At 41.1% G+C, this 21,537-nt stretch carries 21 protein-coding genes; all 21 read right to left on the reverse strand.

Features of this window, described 5'->3' with window-relative positions; genetic code table 11:
- Positions 1-156, reverse strand: a 156-nt coding sequence (locus tag AC1D7X_RS22410; RefSeq protein ID WP_495476177.1) for a DDE-type integrase/transposase/recombinase, incomplete at its 3' end; no start/stop codon positions are given.
- A 74-nt stretch (positions 157-230) separates the two neighbouring features.
- The gene (gene ltrA, locus AC1D7X_RS22415) at positions 231-1,769 is read right to left on the reverse strand and encodes a group II intron reverse transcriptase/maturase (protein WP_495476163.1); all 1,539 of its coding nucleotides are present in this window, start codon (positions 1,767-1,769) and stop codon (positions 231-233) included.
- 615 nt (positions 1,770-2,384) lie between these two features.
- Positions 2,385-2,708 carry a hypothetical protein gene (locus AC1D7X_RS22420; protein WP_495476164.1) on the reverse strand — a complete coding sequence of 108 codons (324 nt, stop codon included), beginning with the start codon at positions 2,706-2,708 and terminating at the stop codon, positions 2,385-2,387.
- 9 nt (positions 2,709-2,717) lie between these two features.
- Positions 2,718-3,620: a branched-chain amino acid ABC transporter permease gene (locus AC1D7X_RS22425; protein ID WP_495476165.1), complete on the reverse strand. Its 903-nt coding sequence runs from the start codon at positions 3,618-3,620 to the stop codon at positions 2,718-2,720.
- Positions 3,621-3,913: 293 nt separating this feature from the next.
- Positions 3,914-4,375, reverse strand: coding sequence for a MarR family winged helix-turn-helix transcriptional regulator (locus tag AC1D7X_RS22430; protein WP_495458668.1), 462 nt, complete (start codon positions 4,373-4,375; stop codon positions 3,914-3,916).
- A gap of 66 nt (positions 4,376-4,441) precedes the next feature.
- Positions 4,442-5,233 carry a delta-lactam-biosynthetic de-N-acetylase gene (gene pdaA, locus AC1D7X_RS22435; protein ID WP_495458669.1) on the reverse strand — a complete coding sequence of 264 codons (792 nt, stop codon included), beginning with the start codon at positions 5,231-5,233 and terminating at the stop codon, positions 4,442-4,444.
- A 72-nt stretch (positions 5,234-5,305) separates the two neighbouring features.
- Positions 5,306-5,752: a VanZ family protein gene (locus AC1D7X_RS22440; RefSeq protein WP_495458670.1), complete on the reverse strand. Its 447-nt coding sequence runs from the start codon at positions 5,750-5,752 to the stop codon at positions 5,306-5,308.
- A gap of 12 nt (positions 5,753-5,764) precedes the next feature.
- Positions 5,765-6,436 (reverse strand): ribose-5-phosphate isomerase RpiA, encoded by a 672-nt coding sequence (gene rpiA, locus AC1D7X_RS22445; protein ID WP_495476166.1) that lies wholly within the window; start codon positions 6,434-6,436, stop codon positions 5,765-5,767.
- A 241-nt stretch (positions 6,437-6,677) separates the two neighbouring features.
- On the reverse strand, positions 6,678-7,562 hold the full coding sequence (locus AC1D7X_RS22450; RefSeq protein WP_495458672.1) for a GNAT family N-acetyltransferase: 885 nt from the start codon (positions 7,560-7,562) through the stop codon (positions 6,678-6,680).
- A gap of 68 nt (positions 7,563-7,630) precedes the next feature.
- Positions 7,631-8,068: a hypothetical protein gene (locus tag AC1D7X_RS22455; protein WP_495458673.1), complete on the reverse strand. Its 438-nt coding sequence runs from the start codon at positions 8,066-8,068 to the stop codon at positions 7,631-7,633.
- A gap of 37 nt (positions 8,069-8,105) precedes the next feature.
- On the reverse strand, positions 8,106-8,945 hold the full coding sequence (locus AC1D7X_RS22460) for a P-loop NTPase family protein (RefSeq protein ID WP_495476167.1): 840 nt from the start codon (positions 8,943-8,945) through the stop codon (positions 8,106-8,108).
- 60 nt (positions 8,946-9,005) lie between these two features.
- The gene (locus AC1D7X_RS22465) at positions 9,006-9,947 is read right to left on the reverse strand and encodes a GNAT family N-acetyltransferase (RefSeq protein ID WP_495458675.1); all 942 of its coding nucleotides are present in this window, start codon (positions 9,945-9,947) and stop codon (positions 9,006-9,008) included.
- Between the two features lie 154 nt (positions 9,948-10,101).
- A complete protein-coding gene (locus AC1D7X_RS22470) occupies positions 10,102-11,202 on the reverse strand; it encodes a carbohydrate ABC transporter permease (protein WP_495458676.1) in 1,101 nt (366 codons plus the stop codon).
- A complete protein-coding gene (locus tag AC1D7X_RS22475; RefSeq protein ID WP_495458677.1) occupies positions 11,199-12,287 on the reverse strand; it encodes a carbohydrate ABC transporter permease in 1,089 nt (362 codons plus the stop codon). Before AC1D7X_RS22475 ends, AC1D7X_RS22470 begins: the two co-directional genes overlap by 4 nt.
- A gap of 135 nt (positions 12,288-12,422) precedes the next feature.
- A complete protein-coding gene (locus AC1D7X_RS22480) occupies positions 12,423-13,841 on the reverse strand; it encodes an ABC transporter substrate-binding protein (protein WP_495458678.1) in 1,419 nt (472 codons plus the stop codon).
- Between the two features lie 275 nt (positions 13,842-14,116).
- Positions 14,117-14,404, reverse strand: a complete 288-nt coding sequence (locus AC1D7X_RS22485; protein ID WP_495458679.1) for a CPBP family intramembrane glutamic endopeptidase — start codon at positions 14,402-14,404, stop codon at positions 14,117-14,119.
- Entirely contained in the window at positions 14,319-14,837 is a 519-nt protein-coding gene (locus AC1D7X_RS22490) for a hypothetical protein (RefSeq protein ID WP_495458680.1), read from the reverse strand. The genes AC1D7X_RS22485 and AC1D7X_RS22490 overlap by 86 nt, the downstream gene beginning before the upstream one ends.
- Positions 14,838-14,876: 39 nt before the next feature.
- Positions 14,877-16,397: an MDR family MFS transporter gene (locus AC1D7X_RS22495; protein ID WP_495476168.1), complete on the reverse strand. Its 1,521-nt coding sequence runs from the start codon at positions 16,395-16,397 to the stop codon at positions 14,877-14,879.
- A gap of 185 nt (positions 16,398-16,582) precedes the next feature.
- Positions 16,583-19,024, reverse strand: a complete 2,442-nt coding sequence (locus AC1D7X_RS22500) for a glycogen/starch/alpha-glucan phosphorylase (protein WP_495476169.1) — start codon at positions 19,022-19,024, stop codon at positions 16,583-16,585.
- Positions 19,025-19,052: 28 nt separating this feature from the next.
- The gene (glgD, locus tag AC1D7X_RS22505) at positions 19,053-20,156 is read right to left on the reverse strand and encodes a glucose-1-phosphate adenylyltransferase subunit GlgD (protein ID WP_495458683.1); all 1,104 of its coding nucleotides are present in this window, start codon (positions 20,154-20,156) and stop codon (positions 19,053-19,055) included.
- A gap of 15 nt (positions 20,157-20,171) precedes the next feature.
- Positions 20,172-21,341 (reverse strand): glucose-1-phosphate adenylyltransferase, encoded by a 1,170-nt coding sequence (locus AC1D7X_RS22510; RefSeq protein ID WP_495458684.1) that lies wholly within the window; start codon positions 21,339-21,341, stop codon positions 20,172-20,174.
- Positions 21,342-21,537: the final 196 nt, after the last annotated feature.

A 21,537-nucleotide genomic window follows, 5' to 3' on the forward strand; every position in this document is an offset into this window, starting at 1 on the left:
TTTCTTATCTTTATACGCATCGTCTAGCGCACCAAGTACCAAGTCTGTGGTCATACGATCACCAAGCCGCCAGCCTACAATCTCACGCGTACAGAGATCTAGGATGCTTGCTAGATAGAGTCTCCCTTCGCGGCAAGGGAGTGAAGTAAGAGACAGGGCGTAGTCGTACTATTTCCCTGTTTCTCCTTCCCGAACCGGACTTGCACCTCTCAGCGCATCCGGCTCTCCATTTAAGTGTTGCTCAAAGCAAAGGCGACTTCGCTATAATAGGACTCAATTGTTCGGGGATTCTCGGGGCGTAGAATGTATGGATTTTCAGCCGGACTTCGCCATGTGAACCAAGCTTTGCGACTGGTTATGAGTCTTTTGAGTGCCAGTTCCCCATAGAAACCTCGACTATTCGGTCCTTTAAGCACCCAAATTTTTGCCTTACCTTTTTCAGGGGAACGGACATAAATTCGCATCAACTTTCGGAATCCACGCTTGTACTTTCTTGCCAGCCAGTATCCGAGTTTCCAGAACACCGTGCGATCTACTTTGCTGTATATCGTCGCTGTGTGGTCGGTGTATTGATAGAAGTTTGCCCATCCTGCAAGTTGCCGGTTAAGAATTTCAATCAAATCCATCGTGTTCATACCGTAGTTCCCTGACAGTTGCTTGACTAATTTCTCAGTAAATCGACGGTATTTCTCCCATGGAATGGATGATACAGGACGCATTTGTCCCCGGGCTCCCCGTTTGCGAATGATACGATGGCCTAGGAAGACAAAACCGTCATTCACATGTGTGATATTTGTCTTTTCCATATTCAGCGTAAGTTTCAGTCTATCCTCGAGAAATTCACGGCATGCTTCACGTACTTCTTCAGCATGTGCTTTATTTCCTTTGACGACGACCACAAAGTCGTCCGCATAACGACAATATGAAATGGCTGGTTTCCATTGCCGATTTTCCCGTATGGCGATTGGGCGGTGGTTCAGAATACCGAAGTTCCATGCCCAACGATCTTTCCGTACCTTCTTACTAAGGAATTTCACTTCCATCCATTGATCGAATTCGTGTAACATAATATTGGATAGTAGGGGGGAGATGACTCCGCCTTGTGGAACCCCCTCGCTTGAGGCACGGAATAAACCATGATCCACGCATCCTGTCTTTATGATCTTCCAAAGCAAGTTAAGAAATCTTTGGTCAGAGATTCGTTTACGGACAGCTTTCATGAGTAGTCGATGGTGTACGGTGTCGAAGTAGCTCGCCAGGTCACCTTCAATAACCCAGCGACCGGCGGTTGCGTTCATTTGTTCACTACCATCTTGCAATTGCAATTTGACAGTTCGAATTGCATGATGAACACTCCGTGCTGGTCTGAAACCATAGGATACGGGATGAAAATCACTTTCCCATATCGGTTCCATGACCATCAGCATTGCACGTTGTACGATTCGATCTCGTAGACAAGGAATACCTAGGGGTCTGAGTTTGCCATTCGCTTTTGGGATATACACGCGGCGGGCGGGTAGCGGACTGTAGGTTCCAGTCAGTAATTCATGTTGTAGCCTTTCCAGTTCAAGATCAAGCATTTCCTCCATCTTGCGTTTGTCAATGCCGTCTATACCCGGCGTTCGGGCACCGCTGGAAGCTAGTGTGATGCGAGCCGCTTCGCTAAGCCAATACTTGTTAGCAATAAGTCTTAAAAGTCGGTCAAACTTGCGTTCTTTACTTTCTGTTGACCAAGTCGCCAGTTTGCTTTGCATTTCACTAATTATCAAAGGTCTTCACCTCACTAGGTCAGTTAATAAGCCAAGCAAACCACTTAAACTGTCTCCCTTCGCCATGTGACCGGCTTTCCCGGCCTCGGACTACTACGGAGACTCCGTCAGTCTGCACATCATCGGGGAGCACACTCCCTTTGCATCTGTGCAGTCCTTCCCCAGTTCACATGTTGGACTCCATACATGGGTTAGGCTGCCTATCGCAGTCTTTATCCTTGCTTTCTGCAAGTCGTCGCGGACATCACGATCTAGCTGTGCGCTCTTCGTGATTCCCTATCGGTTAGCCTACATGTCAAACCGATATTCGCGGTTCCAATTCCTGGATGTAACTGGCACCGATCCGCGACCTGCCTGTTAAGCGATGTAGGCAGGGGTGACATTTCAACCCTCAGATGCGGTTTAATAGGTTCGTGTTCCTCAACCTTCCCATGCTCAGCCTAGAGACTCATCTTGGCGTAATCGCTTCGCCGCAAGCCCCGTTTCCCACGGACTACGTCACCTTGCCAGTGTCGACAAGTCACCGCCGCTTCGGCTCACTTCTTCTCACAGCAGAAGAAGGGCATGTCTGTAAAAAAAAAAAAAAAAAAAACTCAACATGCATTCCAAACATGCTCAAGTAACATCATTCCTCTGCTGGAACTTAGTTAGCTGGGCGTACTGTAGGTAATATCCGCAACCCAAGTTGTGTTGGGTTAGAATAGCTGATACATAGGCACCCACAGACATGAACCCCGCATGCCCCATAGAGAATTGACCCGTTATGCCATTTATTAAGTTCAGGGAGACACCTAGCATAATATTGATGCAGATCATAATCAGGGTAGACTCTGCTACATCATTTATCGTACCCGTAATAAGTAACAACACTTGGATAACAACGTAGATCATAATCGCTATGACAATGCTCGACCAGAAACTTTTGTTCATTTTCTTCATGATCCCCACCTACACTTTCTCACGGCTATTCTTACCGAATAATCCCGTGGGTTTGAAGATCAAGATCAGAATGAGAACTCCAAAAGCTGCCGCGTCACGCCATGAAGAATACCCCAACGAGGATATCTCGGTCTCAATCGTTCCTAATAATAGGCCTCCTAATAGAGCACCAGGTATACTCCCAATCCCACCTAATACAGCGGCTATAAATGCTTTGAGTCCTGGAATCATACCCATTAAAGGGTCAACGGAGTTGTAAGTCATTCCAAATATAACGCCGCCTGCAGCAGCTAGTGCAGAACCAATAGCAAACGTAGCGGATATCGTTAAATTCACATTGATTCCCATAAGTCGAGCAGCTTCCAGATCGAATGAAACAGCACGCATGGCTTTACCAATCTTCGTACGATGTACAATAAATTGCAGGACAAGCATAAGAATAATTGTGATCGCGAAGATCATGACTTGATGACTATCCATCTGAACTGAACCGAATAAGGTGAATTGGTGTTTTTGAATGATTTCAGGAAATCCCTTAGCTTGTGGTCCGAGGGCAAAGATCCCTAGATTCTCTAATAAAAAAGAGACGCCGATAGCGGTTATGAGAACGGCAATACGTGAGGCATTACGTAGAGGTTTGTAAGCGAAGCGTTCGATAACAATACCAAGGAGAGCACTGATCACCATCGAAATAATCAAGGAAAACGTCAGAACCAAGTAGGGTGATAACCCTTGTGATGTTAGTGCCTTAGCTGTAAAGAGGCCAACAAATGAACCGACCATGAACACATCGCCATGAGCAAAATTGATGAGCTTTATAATTCCATATACCATGGTGTACCCTAAGGCGATTAGTGCATAAGTACTCCCAACAGAAATTCCGTTAATTAATTGTTGAACGATATACTCCATCCCAGTACCCCTTCTCTATCACTTCTACAAATGATAATAAATTAAGATGATTCTTAGATGTTATGTCTCATTCCCTAATTTGTTAAATATCTTAACACAGACTATAAAATAAAACGGAAATATTTACAACCAATTTATGAATGTTTATTGAAATTTTTTCTATTCATTTGTTATTCCACGCAAAAAAAGCCATTATATGCACTCTCACGAACTGGAGAATCCCACAATGGCTTCAAAGACAATGATTCAATTAATATATCAAATATGTTATGTTATATGACATATGATAACAATTAGTACTTACTTTCTGCTGAGAGCCCTAACTTCTTCAACAACTCAATCACTTGTCTCTTCTCTTCTAGATCTAACCCAGCAACGGAATCTACGATGGTATTCTGATGTTGAGGAAAGACATCTTCTATAAAGGCTTTTCCTTCTTCCGTGAGATCAGCAAATATGACACGTCTATCGTCGGGTGACGCAATTCTGACAAGTAATTTCTTATTCTGAAGTTTATCCACGACATATGTAATGTTTCCACTTGAGATAAGAACTTTCTCACCAATTTTCTGAAGAGGTTGTGGTCCCTTATGATACAACAGATCTAGTACACCAAATTCTGTGGAGTTAAGCCCATAACTCTGAATACTACGTGTTGAATGCGCTATGACCGAATTATAAGCACGTGCCAATACAATAAATAGATCGAGTGACAGCTCATTGTTGTTCTTCACGTTCTCTTTATTTTCTCCCATGATAAAAAACCTCCGAATGTATTATCTTAATATAAAGATAGTACATTCGGAGGCCTATTGTCAAACTTAATACGTTCTACTTTGCATCTGAGTTAAGCTTTTGAATTCATAGCCTTGTTTCCTTGCATCATCAATAATCCGTCCCATGGCTTCTGTATTGTCCTTTGATACCGAATGCAACAGAATAACGGCACCCGGATGAAGTTGTTTCATCACTTGGGTATAAGCATACTCTGAGCCTTTTTGGGTGGCGGGATCCCAATCTTTGTAAGCAACAGACCAGAACACATTCGTATACCCTTCAGCCCGACTTGCAGCTAGCATAGATTCGTTAAAAATCCCCCGTGGTGCACGAACAAAAGCCATTTCCTTTTGGCTCGTTATATCTGCTACGGCTGTCTTCACCTTCAGCAATTCGTTCTTTAATTGCTCGTTAGAAATCGTGGTTACGTCGGGATGACTCCACGAATGATTGCCTACAAGATGTCCTTCAGAGACCATTCTTTGAACCAATTCAGGCTGATCCTTCACATAATGCCCTGTGATAAAAAAGATTGTAGGAACCTTCTTATCTCTTAGTACATCTAGAATTTTGGCCGTATAACCATTCTCATACCCATTATCGAAGGTCAAATAAATATCCTTCTGCTTCGTATCTCCAAGGAAGATAGCTTCATGTTTTTCTAGAATGTCTTTGAACCCTTCCTCATTTATGGAGGGAAGTTGTCCATCTTTACTCTTCTTAAACCCAAAGTGAAAAGCTTGTTGACTAGGATTAGCACCTGCTGTAGCTATGGGTTGAACCATTTCATACATCAATAAAAGACAACCCAACATAAGAAAGATACGACGTTTCATGGAGAGCCGGTCACCTCTATACAAGATTTCATGGTAATTTACCAAGTTAGAGGTAATATTCCACATCTTCTCCTAAGATATGTACCTTCTAAATAATAATTGAGTCACCCCGTATCCGATCCATACACCAAGAATGTTGAGAATCAAGTCATCAATATCACAACTACCGACTCGTAACAGCATCTGAGATACCTCTAGAACGATCACAAGAGGTACGAAATATAGCGTTAATCTCCAATACGATCTTAGGCTTTTAAATAACAACGGTAGCACGAATCCAAATGGAACAAACACGCCAACATTCCCAAATAAATTAATGATCCATGATGTCTTAAATCCGTGACGGACACTATCCAAATAGGACCAAATGGTCTCCAGTGGAACTAAATTATACACAAGAGGACCTTCCGTATGTCTTGTACGGCCAAATCCAAAAAACATCCAATATATAAGGCATATACTATACAAGACCATCAATATCCCAAGTAGACAAAGACCTATCCTACTTCCATTATTCAATCGTACGCCCTCCTAGTTACGCTTCAGAACCTCCACTTTTCCATCTTGGTGGCCAATAATCGCTAAATTAGCTCGTCCAATAAATAAGCCATGATCTACAACACCAGGAATGCTAAGGATTTCATTGTGAAGCTCAAGTGGGGAGGCAATAGAACCGAAATTACAATCTGCAATATAATTTCCGTTATCCGTCATGAATAGCTGTTCTTCATCTGTCCGTAATTGAATATGGCAACCGAGGGTCTGCAATGATTTAATGGTCCATTCCACTGCAAATGGGACGATCTCAACGGGTAAAGGAAATCTCCCTAATGTTTCGACTACCTTATGCTCATCCGCAACAATGATTAGACGTTTACTATGATGGGCGACAATCTTCTCTCTGAGAAGAGCGCCACCGCCACCTTTGATCAACGCCAGATCTGAATTAATTTCATCTGCTCCATCAATGGTAATATCCAGGCCGTCTATATCTCTGAATGAAATAATGGGAATTCCAAGTGTGAGCGCCTGTTTCTCCGATGCCCTAGAGGTCGCTACTGCCTGTATAGACAAGCCTTCATGCACTCGTTCACCAATACGTTGAATTGCCCAATAGGCTGTTGACCCGGTTCCCAACCCAACTGTCATCCCATCTTCGATGTATTGCACTGCATATTCTGCAGCGATCCTCTTCATATTCAACAAAATTCACTCCTTCATACATAGTGACGTTACTGTGTACAAGCATAAACGGCCTCGCCGTCCTTTAGCGGCGAAGAAACGTTTAGCGTTGAAATATAAGACTATTTATAAGCAGAAATACTTATAAATTCTTATATTTCAAAAAAACTGAGCTTATCGAACCCTATTCCCAAGGATGGCTGGTACGTCCTTATTGGAATAGATCGCATAAGCTCAGCCATAGGTGGTTACATATGAATCATTACGATTTAAAAGCAAGAACGACCGAGTCAGATTTGGGTTCATACCCAACTTTCATATAAATATGATTAGAGATAGGATTGCTCATATCCGTATATAAACTGGCAAACTCATAGGGTCCACGCAACATATTTCGTGTTAATGTTGATACGCAAGATGCGGCATATCCACGGTTTCGATACTCTAATGGGGTATACACCAAATTAACAACAGCTCCGTGAAGTGTAGGTCTAGTCTGTTGAGCCATAGATACAGGTTCTCCATCATCCCATAAATAGATAGCCGATTGTTCCGTCCCATTTTGAGCCATATCAATCGCTTTTTTCATGGATATCGCTTCCATCGCTTCCGCAGCGAAATCATAGATCCACTGACCCAACATAGGAATATCACGTAACTCAGCAGCTCTAAATATACCTGGACTCAGTTTCATATCTTGCACTTTCGTACAAGCATATATGCGCTGATCCATCTGAACTTCGTAAGATTGCCCTGTTACCTCTTGCCACTTATCCGCGAACAAATATGCGGTCTCACGTATCGCAATAATACTGGGTACTTGGATAACTTCTTGATGAAGGATATGATCGATTGCTAGAGAGATAGCCTTGATTCGAACGTCGTCATTTTTCACCTTATCGCTAATGTATACAATAAGGGATGCACTTGTTTTTAGAAGACTAAGGATATCTTGTTCCCCATCACTTACGATTGCCATGAAAGGTAATGGCCCTACATGATGAGCGTCTTTAGCTGTATGCTTAATAGACTGGACTAATCGGTAAGCAATACCTAACGGAAGATTATTAAGCGCTTCATTCTCCATTAACAACGGTTCAGCGCGTTCTAAGAAGTCAGACGGTTCAACATAACTCTGAATATGCATGATTCAATCTCCCTTCATTAGCCCATTTTTTCTACCATAACACAATCATGGGAAAAGGGAAGGATGAATTATCGCACAACTCCATTGTTATTTTTTATTAACACCTGATCTAATCGATTTAATACTTCTATTTCTTCCTCATTAATCGCCGATTCATATAGAGCTATTCCCGATAATAACTCACCTTTTTGTATGGCATGTCGGATATTATGGAGCATCACATTCTCAGCTTCGTAGAGTTTAAGTTCGCCACGCTTACCCGTTACCCGACATAGATAGGCATGTAAATTCTGCTCTCCAACCAAGTATGACGTATGATACAACGAGACCAGTGTTAATGAATCTTGATCTTGCCACTTATCTGTTATATGAACGGTGTATTGAACTGCGCTTGCACTCGGTGCATTACTTTTTTGTTTCTCTGCAATAATCTGCGAATTCTTCCATGCTAGTACACCAGCTGCACCCAGCAGTATAATACCAACTACTAATGCAACATATATCACGCGATATTCTCCTTTGTATGGTGTTCCTTCTGAACACTTAATGACCTAGTAATGTTTGAATTAGCCCTTGTCTTAGTTGCTCACGATCATAGTGAGAGTTATCAATCATGGTCCACGGGAGAGACAATTCGTTCATAATTTTCTTTTCCAATTGTTTTCTCGCATGAAGTACTTGTAACGTTCCGTCCATCCCAGAATATCCATGTGCTTGTCCATAACCTTGTTGTGTGTAATAATCTATGAACCCGCTTGACCATTCCGTGGGTCTTTCTTCTACTGCTTTCTTAAAGGTATGGTCATATTCCTTCTGATCGATGTAGATTAACCTAGGATTCAGAGAACCAATCGCATCCTCTAATGTCCTCACATAACGAATAGATTCCTCTTCATGTCGGTTATACTTGACCATACTTACCGTAACAGGATTCTGGATGAAACAACATTCAAATACATATATCTTCTTTTGGACAGCAGCCGCTTCACTGAATCTTTTCCATTTAGCAGCGATAAGCTCCATATTTCGCTCAAAAGATATTTCATAAATATCCTGTTTGAAAATATCGTCAAATACAGAAGTAGGTAGACGAGATTGGTCATCTTGTTGCATTTTTCGATAGGGTAAGAAATAGTTCCCTTCTTCATAAAAAGCAGTTCGATTAATCAACGTCTGATGGCTTTGATGTCTTTCACATAGTTCTTCCCATTCCTGTGGTGTGAAGATAGCAACCCCTTCATAGTCCGCTGGGTGGTCCACATCTCCTTCTAATACTAACTCAACATCTTTACCTTGTTCTTTAAGAATGTCATATACCAACTGTGCACTTGTTGATTTCCCTGATCCTGGAAGTCCCTCGACTAAAATTAATTTCGTATTCAAGTCCCTCACCTCTTTTTACTCCATTCTAAGAAATTTCTCCTGAGATAGCAAAAAAAGACACTATTTAACCGGAATGAGCATTTTGCTGATTTCAATTGGTCCCGGCATAAAGCCTAAATTATAATACATAGACTCCACTGGATTTCCTTGTTGAACATAGACTCTAAGATACGGATAGAGATCTGTTAACATACCTAATGATCTCTTAATCATATTCGTTCCTATCCCTCTCCTCCTATATGTCGGAAGAATACCGAGATGCTTAATTCTTGGAATGTCATGATTCATAGATAATAAACAAGCACCAATCAGAGCATTATTTCTTTTATCATAAACTAATGTTGAAGCACGGAGTAGATGTTTATTAGTTTCCTTAATGATCGTCTGTGTTTCCGTAATATAGTGACTAATCGACTGCTGCTTACTATTTACTCCCCAAATACAATCGGAATGACATCTATAGAAAAGGTGACCGATCTCCTTATCATTCGTAAAGGAACGTTTAGCTTCAGTATCTTCAATAATAGACCTGATGATTGTGACTTGCTCATCCCATTCACACGCCAGTGACTCTGTAGGTCGTTGCATCCAACGATAACGATGCTCATCGGGCCAGAACCCTGCCCTTGCAAATAGCTCTACTTGGTCTTGTAATACTTCATATACATGGATCGGTAATTTGGCATCAGAGCATTTCAGCAGAGCATCCTTTAACAATTGGACGATTGTGTGTTGCTGATTAAATGGTGGAATAAAATAGAGTAGCCTCATCCGGTTCGGAGCGAGCATTACACCACCGATCTTTAATCTGCCTTCATAAATCCAGAATACGTTGAGGTTCATGTGAACCCATACATTCTCTTCCTTAAACATACGAATGTATTCCGCGTTGTAATAAATAGAGCAAAATTGTAGCCACTCATGTTTATTAGCCTTCTGTAAGTGAAATTGTCCAGATAACTCATATCGATCGAACGGAGTAGACCCGTTAGCAAGTTCCATCGTAGCACACTCCCATCGTATAACCTTAGCTTTCCAATTATAGATATCAAGGATGGCGCACAAATAGAACCTGCTCCATAGATGACTACGCTCCCCACTTGGTAGACATTTTGGAGGACCTCGTCCGAAGCAGGTTTCGTTGCTCGATTACACATTACCCTTTCACAGAGCCACCCATCAGTCCACGCACGAAATACTTTTGAAGAGCAAAGAACACAGCTAGGGGCATAATCATCGATATGAATGAAGCTGCAGTAAGCAGATGCCAGTCATTTCCGTAAGAGCCGACCATTTCAGCAATCCGCATGGACAACACTTGAACATTAGGTTGACTACCAATAAAGACAAGGGACACCAGATAGTCATTCCATACCCACAGGAATTGAAAGATTCCTATCGATGCAATAGATGGAACCGATAGCGGTAAGATTAATCTAGTGAAAATAGTAAAATTAGAGGCTCCATCCATGAAGGCGGATTCGAATAAATCTCGTGGAAGCTGACTAATATAACTGTACAAAAAATAGGTGCTGAGCGGTAATCCAAACCCAGTATGAGCAATCCAGATTCCTAAATAAGTCCCGTTGAGACCCAGTGACGTGAAATTCTGTAGCACAGGAATAAGTGCAACTTGTAGTGGGACAACCAGTAGCGCAACTACAATAACAAAGATTGTCTTACGTCCCGGGAACTTCATCCATGCAAAGGCGTAAGCAGCAAAAGCAGCAATTAAGACAGGAATAATTGTAGCTGGAATAGCAACCGTCAACGTGTTTACAAAGGCTCTAGTGAGATTGCTACCTTTCTCTGTCTTCACACTGCCGTCAGATTGTGTGATCTCATAACTTTTACCTCCGAGAACATTCTTGTAATTATCAAGAGTGAACACGGCGTTGGTCTTCCACTGTTTCTCTTGAATATCGACAACCCGTCCTCTTCGATTCTGCCACACGATCTTCTGACCATCTGCTGTCGTTACGCCTACTTTTAATTGTTCATCTGAATAACTTGTGCCAGCAACTTCAATTGGTTTCTTCAGATCAGTATCCTTAGGAAGCTTTAACTGTTCCTCCGTCTCCCAACCCTTATGAGGAAATACCGTCCACCAACCGGTCTCCAGAATATCGTGTGCGGGTCTGAACGAAGACACAAATAGTCCTGCGGTGGGAATAATCCAGATCAAACAAATGAATCCGAGGATACTATTCACTAGCCACTTTGAACCTTTTTTCTTCTTTTTGTGCCCCCGGCTCATGAGAATCCTCCTCCTTGTTTGCGCATTTGACGAAGATTAAAGATCAGAACTGGAATAATAGCAATTAATAGAACGATGGCCAGTGTTGCACCATACCCATTGTTGCGATACATGAAGAATTGTCTGTAGAACTGTGTAGCCACAACATCTGTATCGTATTGCCCACCCGTCATTACCATGACGACATCGAATATTTTGAGAGTAAATACTATTATAGTAGTCGTAACAGATAGAATAGTAGTCTTCATATAAGGAATCATAATACGGAAAAAGATCGTGATCTCATTCGCTCCATCCATTCGTGCAGCTTCAAGAGACTCTTCGGGAATGCCTTTGATTGCGGCAGATAATAACACCATGGCAAAGCCCGTCTCCATCCAGATCAGAATCACGATAAGAAATAGATTGTTCCACGGTTGAGAGAAAGACGCCCAAGCCTGTGCCTCACCACCTAGTGCTACAACAATGGCATTAAGTAGTCCAATCTGTTCATCACCCGGTTTGTAGTAATACACGAACTTCCAGATTACGCCAGCTGCAACCATAGATATGGCCATAGGCATAAAGATGATCGATTTCGCAAGCTTCTCGAAACTACTCCGGTCGGCCAGAACTGCAATAAGTAAGCCAAGCGACACACATAAGAATGTTCCTAATATAACCCATAGTAAGTTATTCCGTAGGGCTGATAGTAACAACCGATTCGTGAAAACCGCTATATAGTTACTGAATCCTACAAAATCAACAGAACCTGCATCCATAAAACTAAATATGAGTGTTCTTACTGTAGGATACAGCAGTAACCACCCTAGCAATATCAGGGCAGGTGCCACAAAGACTAAAGGCTGAATGCGTTGTCTCCATTTCACAGAATACTGTTCAACCACCCAATTTAGAGATAAATAAATCGTGTATACGCCTACAACTCCCCAGATGATGGCCAGAATCCCATACAATATAGGAGTAAGACTTCCATCTCGTAGAAACATAAAGATACGCCAATGGATAAGTAGGTTCATTCCAGGCACAAGTATTGTTATCAATGTTAGCCACAGCCATTTATGTCGCGACATCAACGTTCCCATCTTGTCCCTCCTTTTTACGAAATCTAATAGGATAAAATATGTTTAATTACAGAACGAAGGAGTAAGGAGTTTCCTCCTATCTCCTCCGATTCAAACCTACTTCTTTTTAGAATGAACTAATCACTAGGCTATAGCTTACTTTGGAAAACCTTCTTGCATTTCCTTCAAAGCTCCATCCAGATCTACAGTGCCACTAACATAATCGGTTGCACCCTTCCAGAATGTACCTGCGCCTACGGCTCCAACCATAAGATCAGATCCATCGAATCGAAGTGTATCTGCTGTTTGAACAAGTTCTGCCATACGACGATCCACATCATTAGAATACCAACTAAGATCTGCATCATTCATTGGAGCAATGACACCACCCGATTGAATCCATGTCTTGATCGATTCCCCTGTTGTAAAGAATTCCATCGCTGCACGAACCTCTGGGCGGTCATTGAACATCGAGTAAATATCTCCCGCAACTAATAATGGCTTCCCATATTGAGGATCAATCGGTGGTAGATAGAAGAAATCCATATCTTCACCCATTTTTACCGTATTCGGAAGATTACTTGTAATGAAACTCGCTTGACGATGTAACCATGCCTTCGGTGGAGTCTGTGCCAATGGGTTTAGTGCATCACTAGACGCTGTCGTCACGATTGACTTCACGCCACCTAGAACATAATCTTCATTGAACCAAATGTCAGACATAACCTTAAAGGCATTTTTCACTTCTGGTGAAGTAAATGGAAGTTCTCCTTTTACCCACTTATCATAATTCGCAGGTGTTGTTGTCCGAAGCATTATATCTTCGATCCAATCGGTAGCAGGCCAACCTGTTGCTGCTCCACTTCCAATACCAATAGACCATGCAGGATCCCCGTCATCTGATATTTGTTTCGTTAATGCCATCATCTCATCCCAAGTCTGAGGAACGGTGTAACCTGCTTCCTCAAACTGTTTCTTAGGATACCAGACTAGACTCTTCACACTTGAGCGTGCCCAGACTCCTGCCATAATGTTGCCGCTTGCTCCATCCATATTCGCCATATCAAGCCAGCTCTTATTGTAGTTCTTCTCTAAGTATGCTTTATCGATAAACGATGACACATCGATAACTTTACCTTGTTTAACAAAGGTAGCTAGTAGTCCTGGTTGTGGGAAGTCTGCAATATCTGGTGCATTACCTCCATCTACACGAATAGAGATCGTAGCTTCAAATTCCTTTGACCCTTCGTATTGAATATCGATCCCTGTCTTATCTTCGAAATCCTTAATACTTGCGATGAATTTCTGCTCGTCTTCATCAACGAATGGACCGAACATCGATACTTTCGTACCCTTGAATTTCCCAGCTAAAGCTTGTTCTAGAAAAGTTCCATCACTTGTAGCAGGTTCCGCTACTGCAGGTTCTGTCACTTTTGGTTCCGTTTCTACTGTTGCAGGTTCTTTTGTCGGTTCTGCTTCCTTGTTTGAATTTCCACCGCACGCACTTATTACCATCGTGAACAAAAGTACTATGATGACGATAGGCATCATTCTACGTTTATAGTGTGTTTTCATAGACCTGACTCAACCCCTTTACCTATTTGTTTGCGCTCCCATACAAGCATATGCACCTTGTCTTCATTTCAATTCTAAATAGTAAAAAAAAAAGACTGCAAAAAGGCGATAATCCGTTTAACTGACTGGAATATCGCCTTTTTCAAAATATAAGAATTTATAAGTATTTCTGCTTATACATAGGATTATATTTTCAACGCTAAACGATTCATCGCCGCTAAAGGACGGCGAAGCCGTTTATGCTTGTTTAAAATATGTCTTGAACAATCATATCTCTAGAAAATCAAGCCACTTAATACAAACAATAGATTCATAATGAAATGAAGAATGATAACCGGAAGCAACCCTTTTAACCGGATTGCTATCCCTCCTAATAGCATGCCTAAGACAGAGAACAAAACACATACAATCCAAGGAAATCCAATCGAATAATGATACATACCGAAGCCGAAGCTAACGACAACCAATCCCCACTTCTCACCCAGCACATCGACGAATCGACTTAGTATGAGCCCTCTCCACAATACTTCTTCCAATACGGAATTGAGCAATGCAAATAGCAACCCAAACCGCAGGAATATATATATCGACTCTGAATGGGAACCGAATCGTCTCAGTAAAACTACCTATTTTCATATAATCTGTTGTCGTTTTGTTCAACTGTCCATATAGAAGAAACGGAATAATAAATCCAAGTAGACTCAACCGTGAGCTAGCAATGATAAATTCTCTTGGTAGATCTACAAAGTTAAGATAATCCGTTATATAGAAATTAAAGCAGCCGGATAACCAATATCCCAATAGATATAGAACACTCCATAAGGACACGTCACGAATACCACGAGATAAAGATTGCATCGAATGAATGACACCTAGAACAAGGATCCATCCAATACTCACATAGATTGTAGTTAGTTGAACTTCAATTACGCTTCCGACAAAGTTAACGAACATGGCCATTAATGAAAGGCTAGAAATATGATTTCGCTGTGACATTCAAGCTTTCTCCCCTTGCGACTTACTAAAGAGATTATTTTATTCCTTTTCAGTTGAAGGTTTATTCATTGCAATTCGCGCTTTGCCCATCATGAATACGACAACTACAGCTATACCGATGGGAATCAAGGCATACAGAAATATATGCGATATAGATGATGACATAGCATCAACAATTTTATCAAGTATATCGGCAGGAATCGACTTTCGTACATCCGCTTTAAATATTTCCCGAGGATCTGGAATATTTGTTAGATTAGCTGCTGCTCCCTCCATACCCTTGAAATTATCGGCAAGCTTACTCGAAAATAGGTTACCTTGGATCGTACCGAATATCGTAATTCCCAAAGTCATTCCAAGTGAGCGTAAGAATTGATTCGTTGAGTTGGCTGTTCCTCTGAATCGAGGTTCAAGGTTGTGTACAGTTGAGATCGGTAATAACGAGAAGGAGAATCCCATCCCAAATCCTACTAAGATCATAAAGCCTGTTAAATAGGAACGTGCTGTGTCTGGCGTAAGCGTACTTAGCATGAACATACCTGCGAAATACGCAATGACCGATATGATCATTAAATTGCGATAACTTGTTTTTGTCGAGAAAATACCACCAATCGAACTACCCACTACAGATCCTAGCATCATGGGGGTAAGAACTAACCCGGCATTTGTCGCAGATCCTCCATATACAGCTTGTACAAAAATAGGGATATATACGGTTAAAACGATAAATGTTCCTCCATAAAGAAGAGCTAATATTTGAGAAGCAGCAAATAGTCTTCGTTTAAACAGCCAAAAAGGAAGAATCGGTTCTTCCGCTTTGAGTTCGATAAAGAAGAAGGCAATGAAACATCCTGCAAATACAGCAAATAACGAAATAATGACAGACGAATTCCAAGCGTAATCTTTACCGCCCAATTCTAGAGCAAACATTAGACTGATCACAGCAACGACAAGTGTCGATGCGCCCCACCAGTCTATTTTTTGTTTAATCAATTGCTTCGACTCATGATATGAGCGAGTAATCAACAGGAATGATACGATACCTATAGGAACATTTATGTAGAAAATCCATTCCCAACCTGCAAATTCGGTAATATAAGCTCCAAGTAATGGACCTACAACACTTGCAGCACCAAATACAGCGCCAAGAAGTCCAGTCATCTTCCCACGGTTCTCTGGAGGAAAGATATCGAAAATAATCGTAAAGGCTATCGGCATTAATGCACCGCCACCAATACCTTGAATAGCACGATAGATACTTAACTGTTCAATACTCTGCGCGAAACCACATAATATAGAACCCAATAGAAAGACCGTAATTCCAAATATAAAGAACCTTTTCCTTCCATACATGTCTGACAACTTACCAAAGATTGGCATTCCTGCCATCGTTGTAATCATATAAGCAGAGGTTACCCATACAAATTTATCGAATCCACCAAGATCAGATACTATGGTACCCATAGCAGTGGCCACGATCGTATTATCGATTGCTGACATAAATATGGCTAGCAGCAGACCTGCGACAACCATCTTTATATTACTTTTAGATGTTTCCACGATCATTTCCCCTTTGTAAATATATTTCAATTATTAGCTTTTTAAATTCTAAGTTTTGAGAATCCGATTGTCAAGAAAATCCTCTTTGTTACAGAAAGAAACGGATGTTCCCCCTTTTAATTGATGGGGTCATCCGTTTCATGTATTCATGTCGACTAATCTAACCAAGAGACTATACCTAACTTCTAGACGTTCACTTGTACGCCTGCTTGGCTTCCTTTTAATCCCCAAATTTCAGAAGCATACTTGGTAATCGTACAATCACTTGAGAATTGACCAGAATGCGCAATATTTACGATCGATTTCCTTTGCCAATCCTTCGCATTTCGATAAGAAAGGTCTACTTCCAAATGTGCTTCGATATAACTAGCGAAATCCTTAAGTACAAAATACTCATCATTGGTACTCATAATGGAATGAAATATGTCTGAAAACTCATGCCCTTGGTTACAGAAGTAACCCGGATTCACTAATTGATCCATGACTTTACGTACACGTGCATCATTATAATATACATCTTTGACTGCATAACCACCATGCTGATAATAATCAAGTACCTGGTCGGATTGTAATCCGAAGATAAACATGTTGGCATCCCCAATCATATCGCGCATCTCCACATTAGCTCCATCCATCGTACCCAACGTCAATGCACCATTCATCATAAATTTCATATTCCCCGTCCCTGATGCTTCTTTACTAGCTGTTGAGATTTGTTCACTGATATCCGCTGCTGGGATGATTTTCTCGGCTAACGAGACGGAGTAGTTCTCTAAAAATACGACTTTTAACTTCTCATTTACTTTTGCATCTTGATTAACTTGATTAGCTACAGCATGAATAAGTTTTATAATTCTCTTCGCAAGCGAATAGCTTGGTGCCGCTTTGGCCCCGAAAATAAAAGTGCGGGGAACACAGTCCATCGATGGATTCTCTTTTAACTGATTATATACATGCATGATGTGTAGTACGTTCATCAGCTGTCTCTTGTAGCCATGTAGTCTCTTCACCTGGACATCAAAGATAGAGGTTGGATCAACGACGATTCCCTGTTGCTCATGAATATATGAAGTGAGTTTCATTTTGTTATGTTGTTTAATCGCTCGAGTGCGATCTTGGAATCCGCTATCCTCATTGTATTTCAATATTCCTATCATTTCTTGCGGATGATCCATCCAACGTGTACCAATCGATTCACTAATTAGATTAGCCAACCCTGGATTTGCATGCATCAACCACCGACGGTGTGTTATCCCATTCGTCTTATTGTTGAATCGATTGGGATATAGATCATGGAACATTTTCATTTCGCGCTTGATCAGAATATCCGTATGGAGGGCTGCTACGCCATTCACGCTATAACTACCTACAATAGCCAAGTTCGCCATTTTCAATTGCTGACCATCAATGATAGACATCTGCGGTACGATCTCCGGATGATCTGGGTACTTCTTCATCAGCATGCCACAAAAACGGGTATTGATCTCTTCAATAATCATATAAATGCGTGGGAGTAGATCTTTCACCATGGAGACAGGCCATTTCTCAAGCGCTTCACTCAACGTTGTATGATTCGTATAGGATACCGTCCTTGTGGTTATGTCCCAGGCTTCGTTCCACCCCAAACCATTCTCATCAATTAATATCCTCATCAATTCAGGGATAACAAGTGTAGGATGAGTATCATTAATATGAATAGCAACTTTTTCAGGTAAGTGATCCATGGTAAGCCCAAGCTTTTCAAAAGTCCTCAGAATACTTTGCAATCCTGCAGAACATAAAAAGTATTGCTGTTTGAGCCGGAGTAACTTGCCTTCATACTGAGAATCATCGGGGTATAGAAATTCAGATATAGATTCAACAGAACGATTATAATTGAGAAATTTATAGTAGTTATTCGCACCTGTTAGTTTCGTGAGATCCAAGTTAGATTCTGCACTCCATAATCGCAATGTGTTGACATGATCACCACCATAACCAATAACAGGTATATCATAAGGTATAGCTGTGACCGCTTCATAATGTTGGGTTTCAAATACTAATTCTCCATCTACCTCTGTAGTGTCAACATACCCCCAGAAGCGAACCTCAACTTTTTTATCAGGTCTACGCACTTCCCATTCGTTACCTTTCCGAAGCCAATCATCAGGTAGTTCCACTTGGTTTCCTTCAATAATTTTCTGTTCAAATAAGCCATATTTATATCGAATTCCACATCCATGCCCAGCGTACTGAAGCGAAGCTAAAGAATCCAAGAAACAGGCCGCGAGTCGCCCTAACCCACCATTACCTAGCCCTGCATCGGATTCCTCTTCCTCAATTTTCTCTAGATCCCATCCTATTTCTCTAAGACCATCTCTAACAAGCTCAAGCACACCAATATTAAGCAGATTGTTACCTAGTAGACGACCAATTAGAAATTCCATCGAGAAATAATACACTTGCTTTTCCTGATCGATTTGGTAACTTTGATTCGTCTCAACCCAATTCTTACCTACATATTCGCGGATCATGTTACTCAAAATTTTATAGATATCTGCTGCTTGAGCTTCCTTCATTGCTTTTCCCAATTTACTGACTAGATTCTCCTGAAAGAGTTGCTTGAAAGCTTCTTTGTTGTTAAACATATTGACATCCCTCCTGCGGGTGGATCTATCAGATGATGCTACTTTTAGCTATGACATAAGGTTTCCTCACGTCCCCTATAAGCTTACGATTGCGCGACAGTAGCACATCTTTATCCATAATCACATTCTCAATCACAGCATTCTCTTCAATCACACATTTCTGCATGATGACTGAATTGATAATTCGCGCACCCTTGTGCACCTTTACTCCACGAAAGAGAATACTATTCTCAACGGTTCCTCCAATAATACAACCATTAGCAAGAAGTGAATTGCTCACTTGAGCACCATCTAAATATTTCGTAGGGGCCTCATACTTAATCTTGGTATGCACAGGTTGTTCTTTGAACAGGCTTTGAAAATGTGGTTGATTCAACAAGTCCATACTGTTCTTGTAATAGCTTTCAATTGAATTAATGACCGCGTGATAGCCTTTATAGGAATATGCAGCAATGTTCAAATTATGGCGATTCCTCTGAATTGCATCGCGAAAGAAATAATTCTCCCCATGGGCAATACATTTACTAATGAGTTCAAGATATAATTGTTTCTCCATTATAAATACTTCTATATATACGTTTAAATGGTCCTTTTCGTGATGAATATCAACGACATCTCCATGCTCATTAACCTCAATACGCAAACAAGGTTCATGCTCAGGTTCAAGGTGCTCTACTTGCTTATATACAACGGTAACATCAGCACCTTTTTCGAGATGATATCGATATACATCTTCAAAGTCGACTTTGTTAATATGCTGACTTCCGGCATTCACCACATATTTCTCAGATCCACGGTAAAAGAAGTCCATATTATTGTGTAAATGCTGTAAGTCCCCCTCAGACGTATCCGTAGGATCGTTCCAGTCTGGAGGGAGTACAAACAATCCACCGTGCTTATGGTCTAAATCCCAAGGTTTCCCTTGCCCTACATGGTCCATAAGTGAGCGATATTTGCGACGAACGAAAAGAGCAATGCTTTCCATACCAGAATGCATCATGTTGGACAATACGAAATCGATTAACCTATATCGACCGGCAAAGGGCACGGCAGCACCGCATCGAAAATAGGTTAGTTCGTTTAATTGATCCAGTTCATGATCAAGATTAATTACACCCATAAGTTCTTTCATTCACGCCACCGTCCTCTACCTTAATAAAATCCCTGTTTTAGTTGAAGTCTCCTCATCCTGCTGGTTATCGATGAGTATAATTTCGTTCTCATCATCTCGTTTAAGTCCAATCTCGGTGTTATCTTCAATGATGGTATTCTCACTAACGATCGCTTTGTGAATTCGAACATTGTTACCAATCTTCACGTTTGGCATGAGGACCGAATCTGTAATAACGCTACCTTCACCTACTTCTACTCCAAAAAAGAGAACAGAGTGGTCAATTTCCCCGTTAATAATACATCCTTCACTAATGATACAATTTCGTACGATAGCGTCTGAAGCAATGTATTGTGCAGATTGAATCGGATTACGTGAATAAATACGCCAATCTGGATCATTGAGATCGAGTGGAGGATGATCGGTTAATAAGTCCATATTACATTCCCATAAACTCTGTATCGTTCCAACATCTTTCCAATATCCTTCAAAAGGATAGGCATATAATACTTTGTTATTCGTCAGCAAAGCCGGAATAATATCTTTGCCGAAGTCAAAGGAGGAAGCTGTCTTTTGTTCATCCTCCATTAAATACTGTTTAAGAACAGGCCATTTAAATAAATAAACTCCCATGGAAGCCAAAGTACTCTTAGGGTTTACTGGCTTTTCCTCAAATTCAAATATGCGTAATTGTTCATCCGTATTAAGTATCCCGAATCGACTTGCCTCTTCTAGCGTGACATCGATGACCGAGATCGTACAATCGGCATTATTTTGTGTGTGGTATTGTAACATAAGGTCATAATCCATCTTATAAATATGGTCACCTGATAAAATCAGTACATGTTCAGGGTCAAATTGTTCGATGAACTTTAGATTGCGATAAATGGCATCTGCTGTCCCCCGGTACCAATTACTACCATCTGCCTGTTCATGAGGTGGAAGTACGTAGACACCACCATTCTTTCGATCCATATCCCAGTCGCTTCCAATCCCGATATAGGAGTGAAGAACTAAGGGCTCATACTGTGTCAGAACGCCCACCGTATCCATTCCTGAGTTAGAGCAATTACTTAGAGGGAAATCTATAATTCGATATGTGCCTCCAAAATACACAGCAGGTTTAGCAAGGCCCTTAGTCAGACTTTTGAGTCTTTTGCCTTGTCCACCTGCTAGGAGCATAGCCACGACTTCTTTTTTCTTCATAAAAATAAGCGCCTCCTTCATAACGAGTGATAAATCACTGAATAGTAATAAATGAACTTGTATGTGGCTCTTAGAAGATTAAGTAGTACTTGGCTACATGTTAGCAATTCTAATGTTGTTGAATTAAGAAAGGAAGGAGATCGTACTAAGTAAAAAAAGATCGGAAGAATTGAACGAGTGTAACGGGGAAATAAGC

Source organism: Paenibacillus sp. Y568 (assembly GCF_059445545.1).

Excerpts from the sequence above, each read along its gene's own strand:
- AC1D7X_RS22420 (WP_495476164.1), bottom strand. The coding sequence starts at position 2,708 with ATGAAGAAAATGAACAAAAGTTTCTGGTCGAGCATTGTCATAGCGATT.
- AC1D7X_RS22425 (WP_495476165.1), bottom strand. The coding sequence starts at position 3,620 with ATGGAGTATATCGTTCAACAATTAATTAACGGAATTTCTGTTGGGAGT.
- AC1D7X_RS22430 (WP_495458668.1), bottom strand. The coding sequence starts at position 4,375 with ATGGGAGAAAATAAAGAGAACGTGAAGAACAACAATGAGCTGTCACTC.
- pdaA (WP_495458669.1), bottom strand. The coding sequence starts at position 5,233 with ATGAAACGTCGTATCTTTCTTATGTTGGGTTGTCTTTTATTGATGTAT.
- AC1D7X_RS22450 (WP_495458672.1), bottom strand. The coding sequence starts at position 7,562 with ATGCATATTCAGAGTTATGTTGAACCGTCTGACTTCTTAGAACGCGCT.
- AC1D7X_RS22465 (WP_495458675.1), bottom strand. The coding sequence starts at position 9,947 with ATGGAACTTGCTAACGGGTCTACTCCGTTCGATCGATATGAGTTATCT.
- AC1D7X_RS22470 (WP_495458676.1), bottom strand. The coding sequence starts at position 11,202 with ATGAGCCGGGGGCACAAAAAGAAGAAAAAAGGTTCAAAGTGGCTAGTG.
- AC1D7X_RS22475 (WP_495458677.1), bottom strand. The coding sequence starts at position 12,287 with ATGGGAACGTTGATGTCGCGACATAAATGGCTGTGGCTAACATTGATA.
- AC1D7X_RS22480 (WP_495458678.1), bottom strand. The coding sequence starts at position 13,841 with ATGAAAACACACTATAAACGTAGAATGATGCCTATCGTCATCATAGTA.
- AC1D7X_RS22490 (WP_495458680.1), bottom strand. The coding sequence starts at position 14,837 with ATGTCACAGCGAAATCATATTTCTAGCCTTTCATTAATGGCCATGTTC.
- AC1D7X_RS22500 (WP_495476169.1), bottom strand. The coding sequence starts at position 19,024 with ATGTTTAACAACAAAGAAGCTTTCAAGCAACTCTTTCAGGAGAATCTA.
- glgD (WP_495458683.1), bottom strand. The coding sequence starts at position 20,156 with ATGAAAGAACTTATGGGTGTAATTAATCTTGATCATGAACTGGATCAA.
- AC1D7X_RS22510 (WP_495458684.1), bottom strand. The coding sequence starts at position 21,341 with ATGAAGAAAAAAGAAGTCGTGGCTATGCTCCTAGCAGGTGGACAAGGC.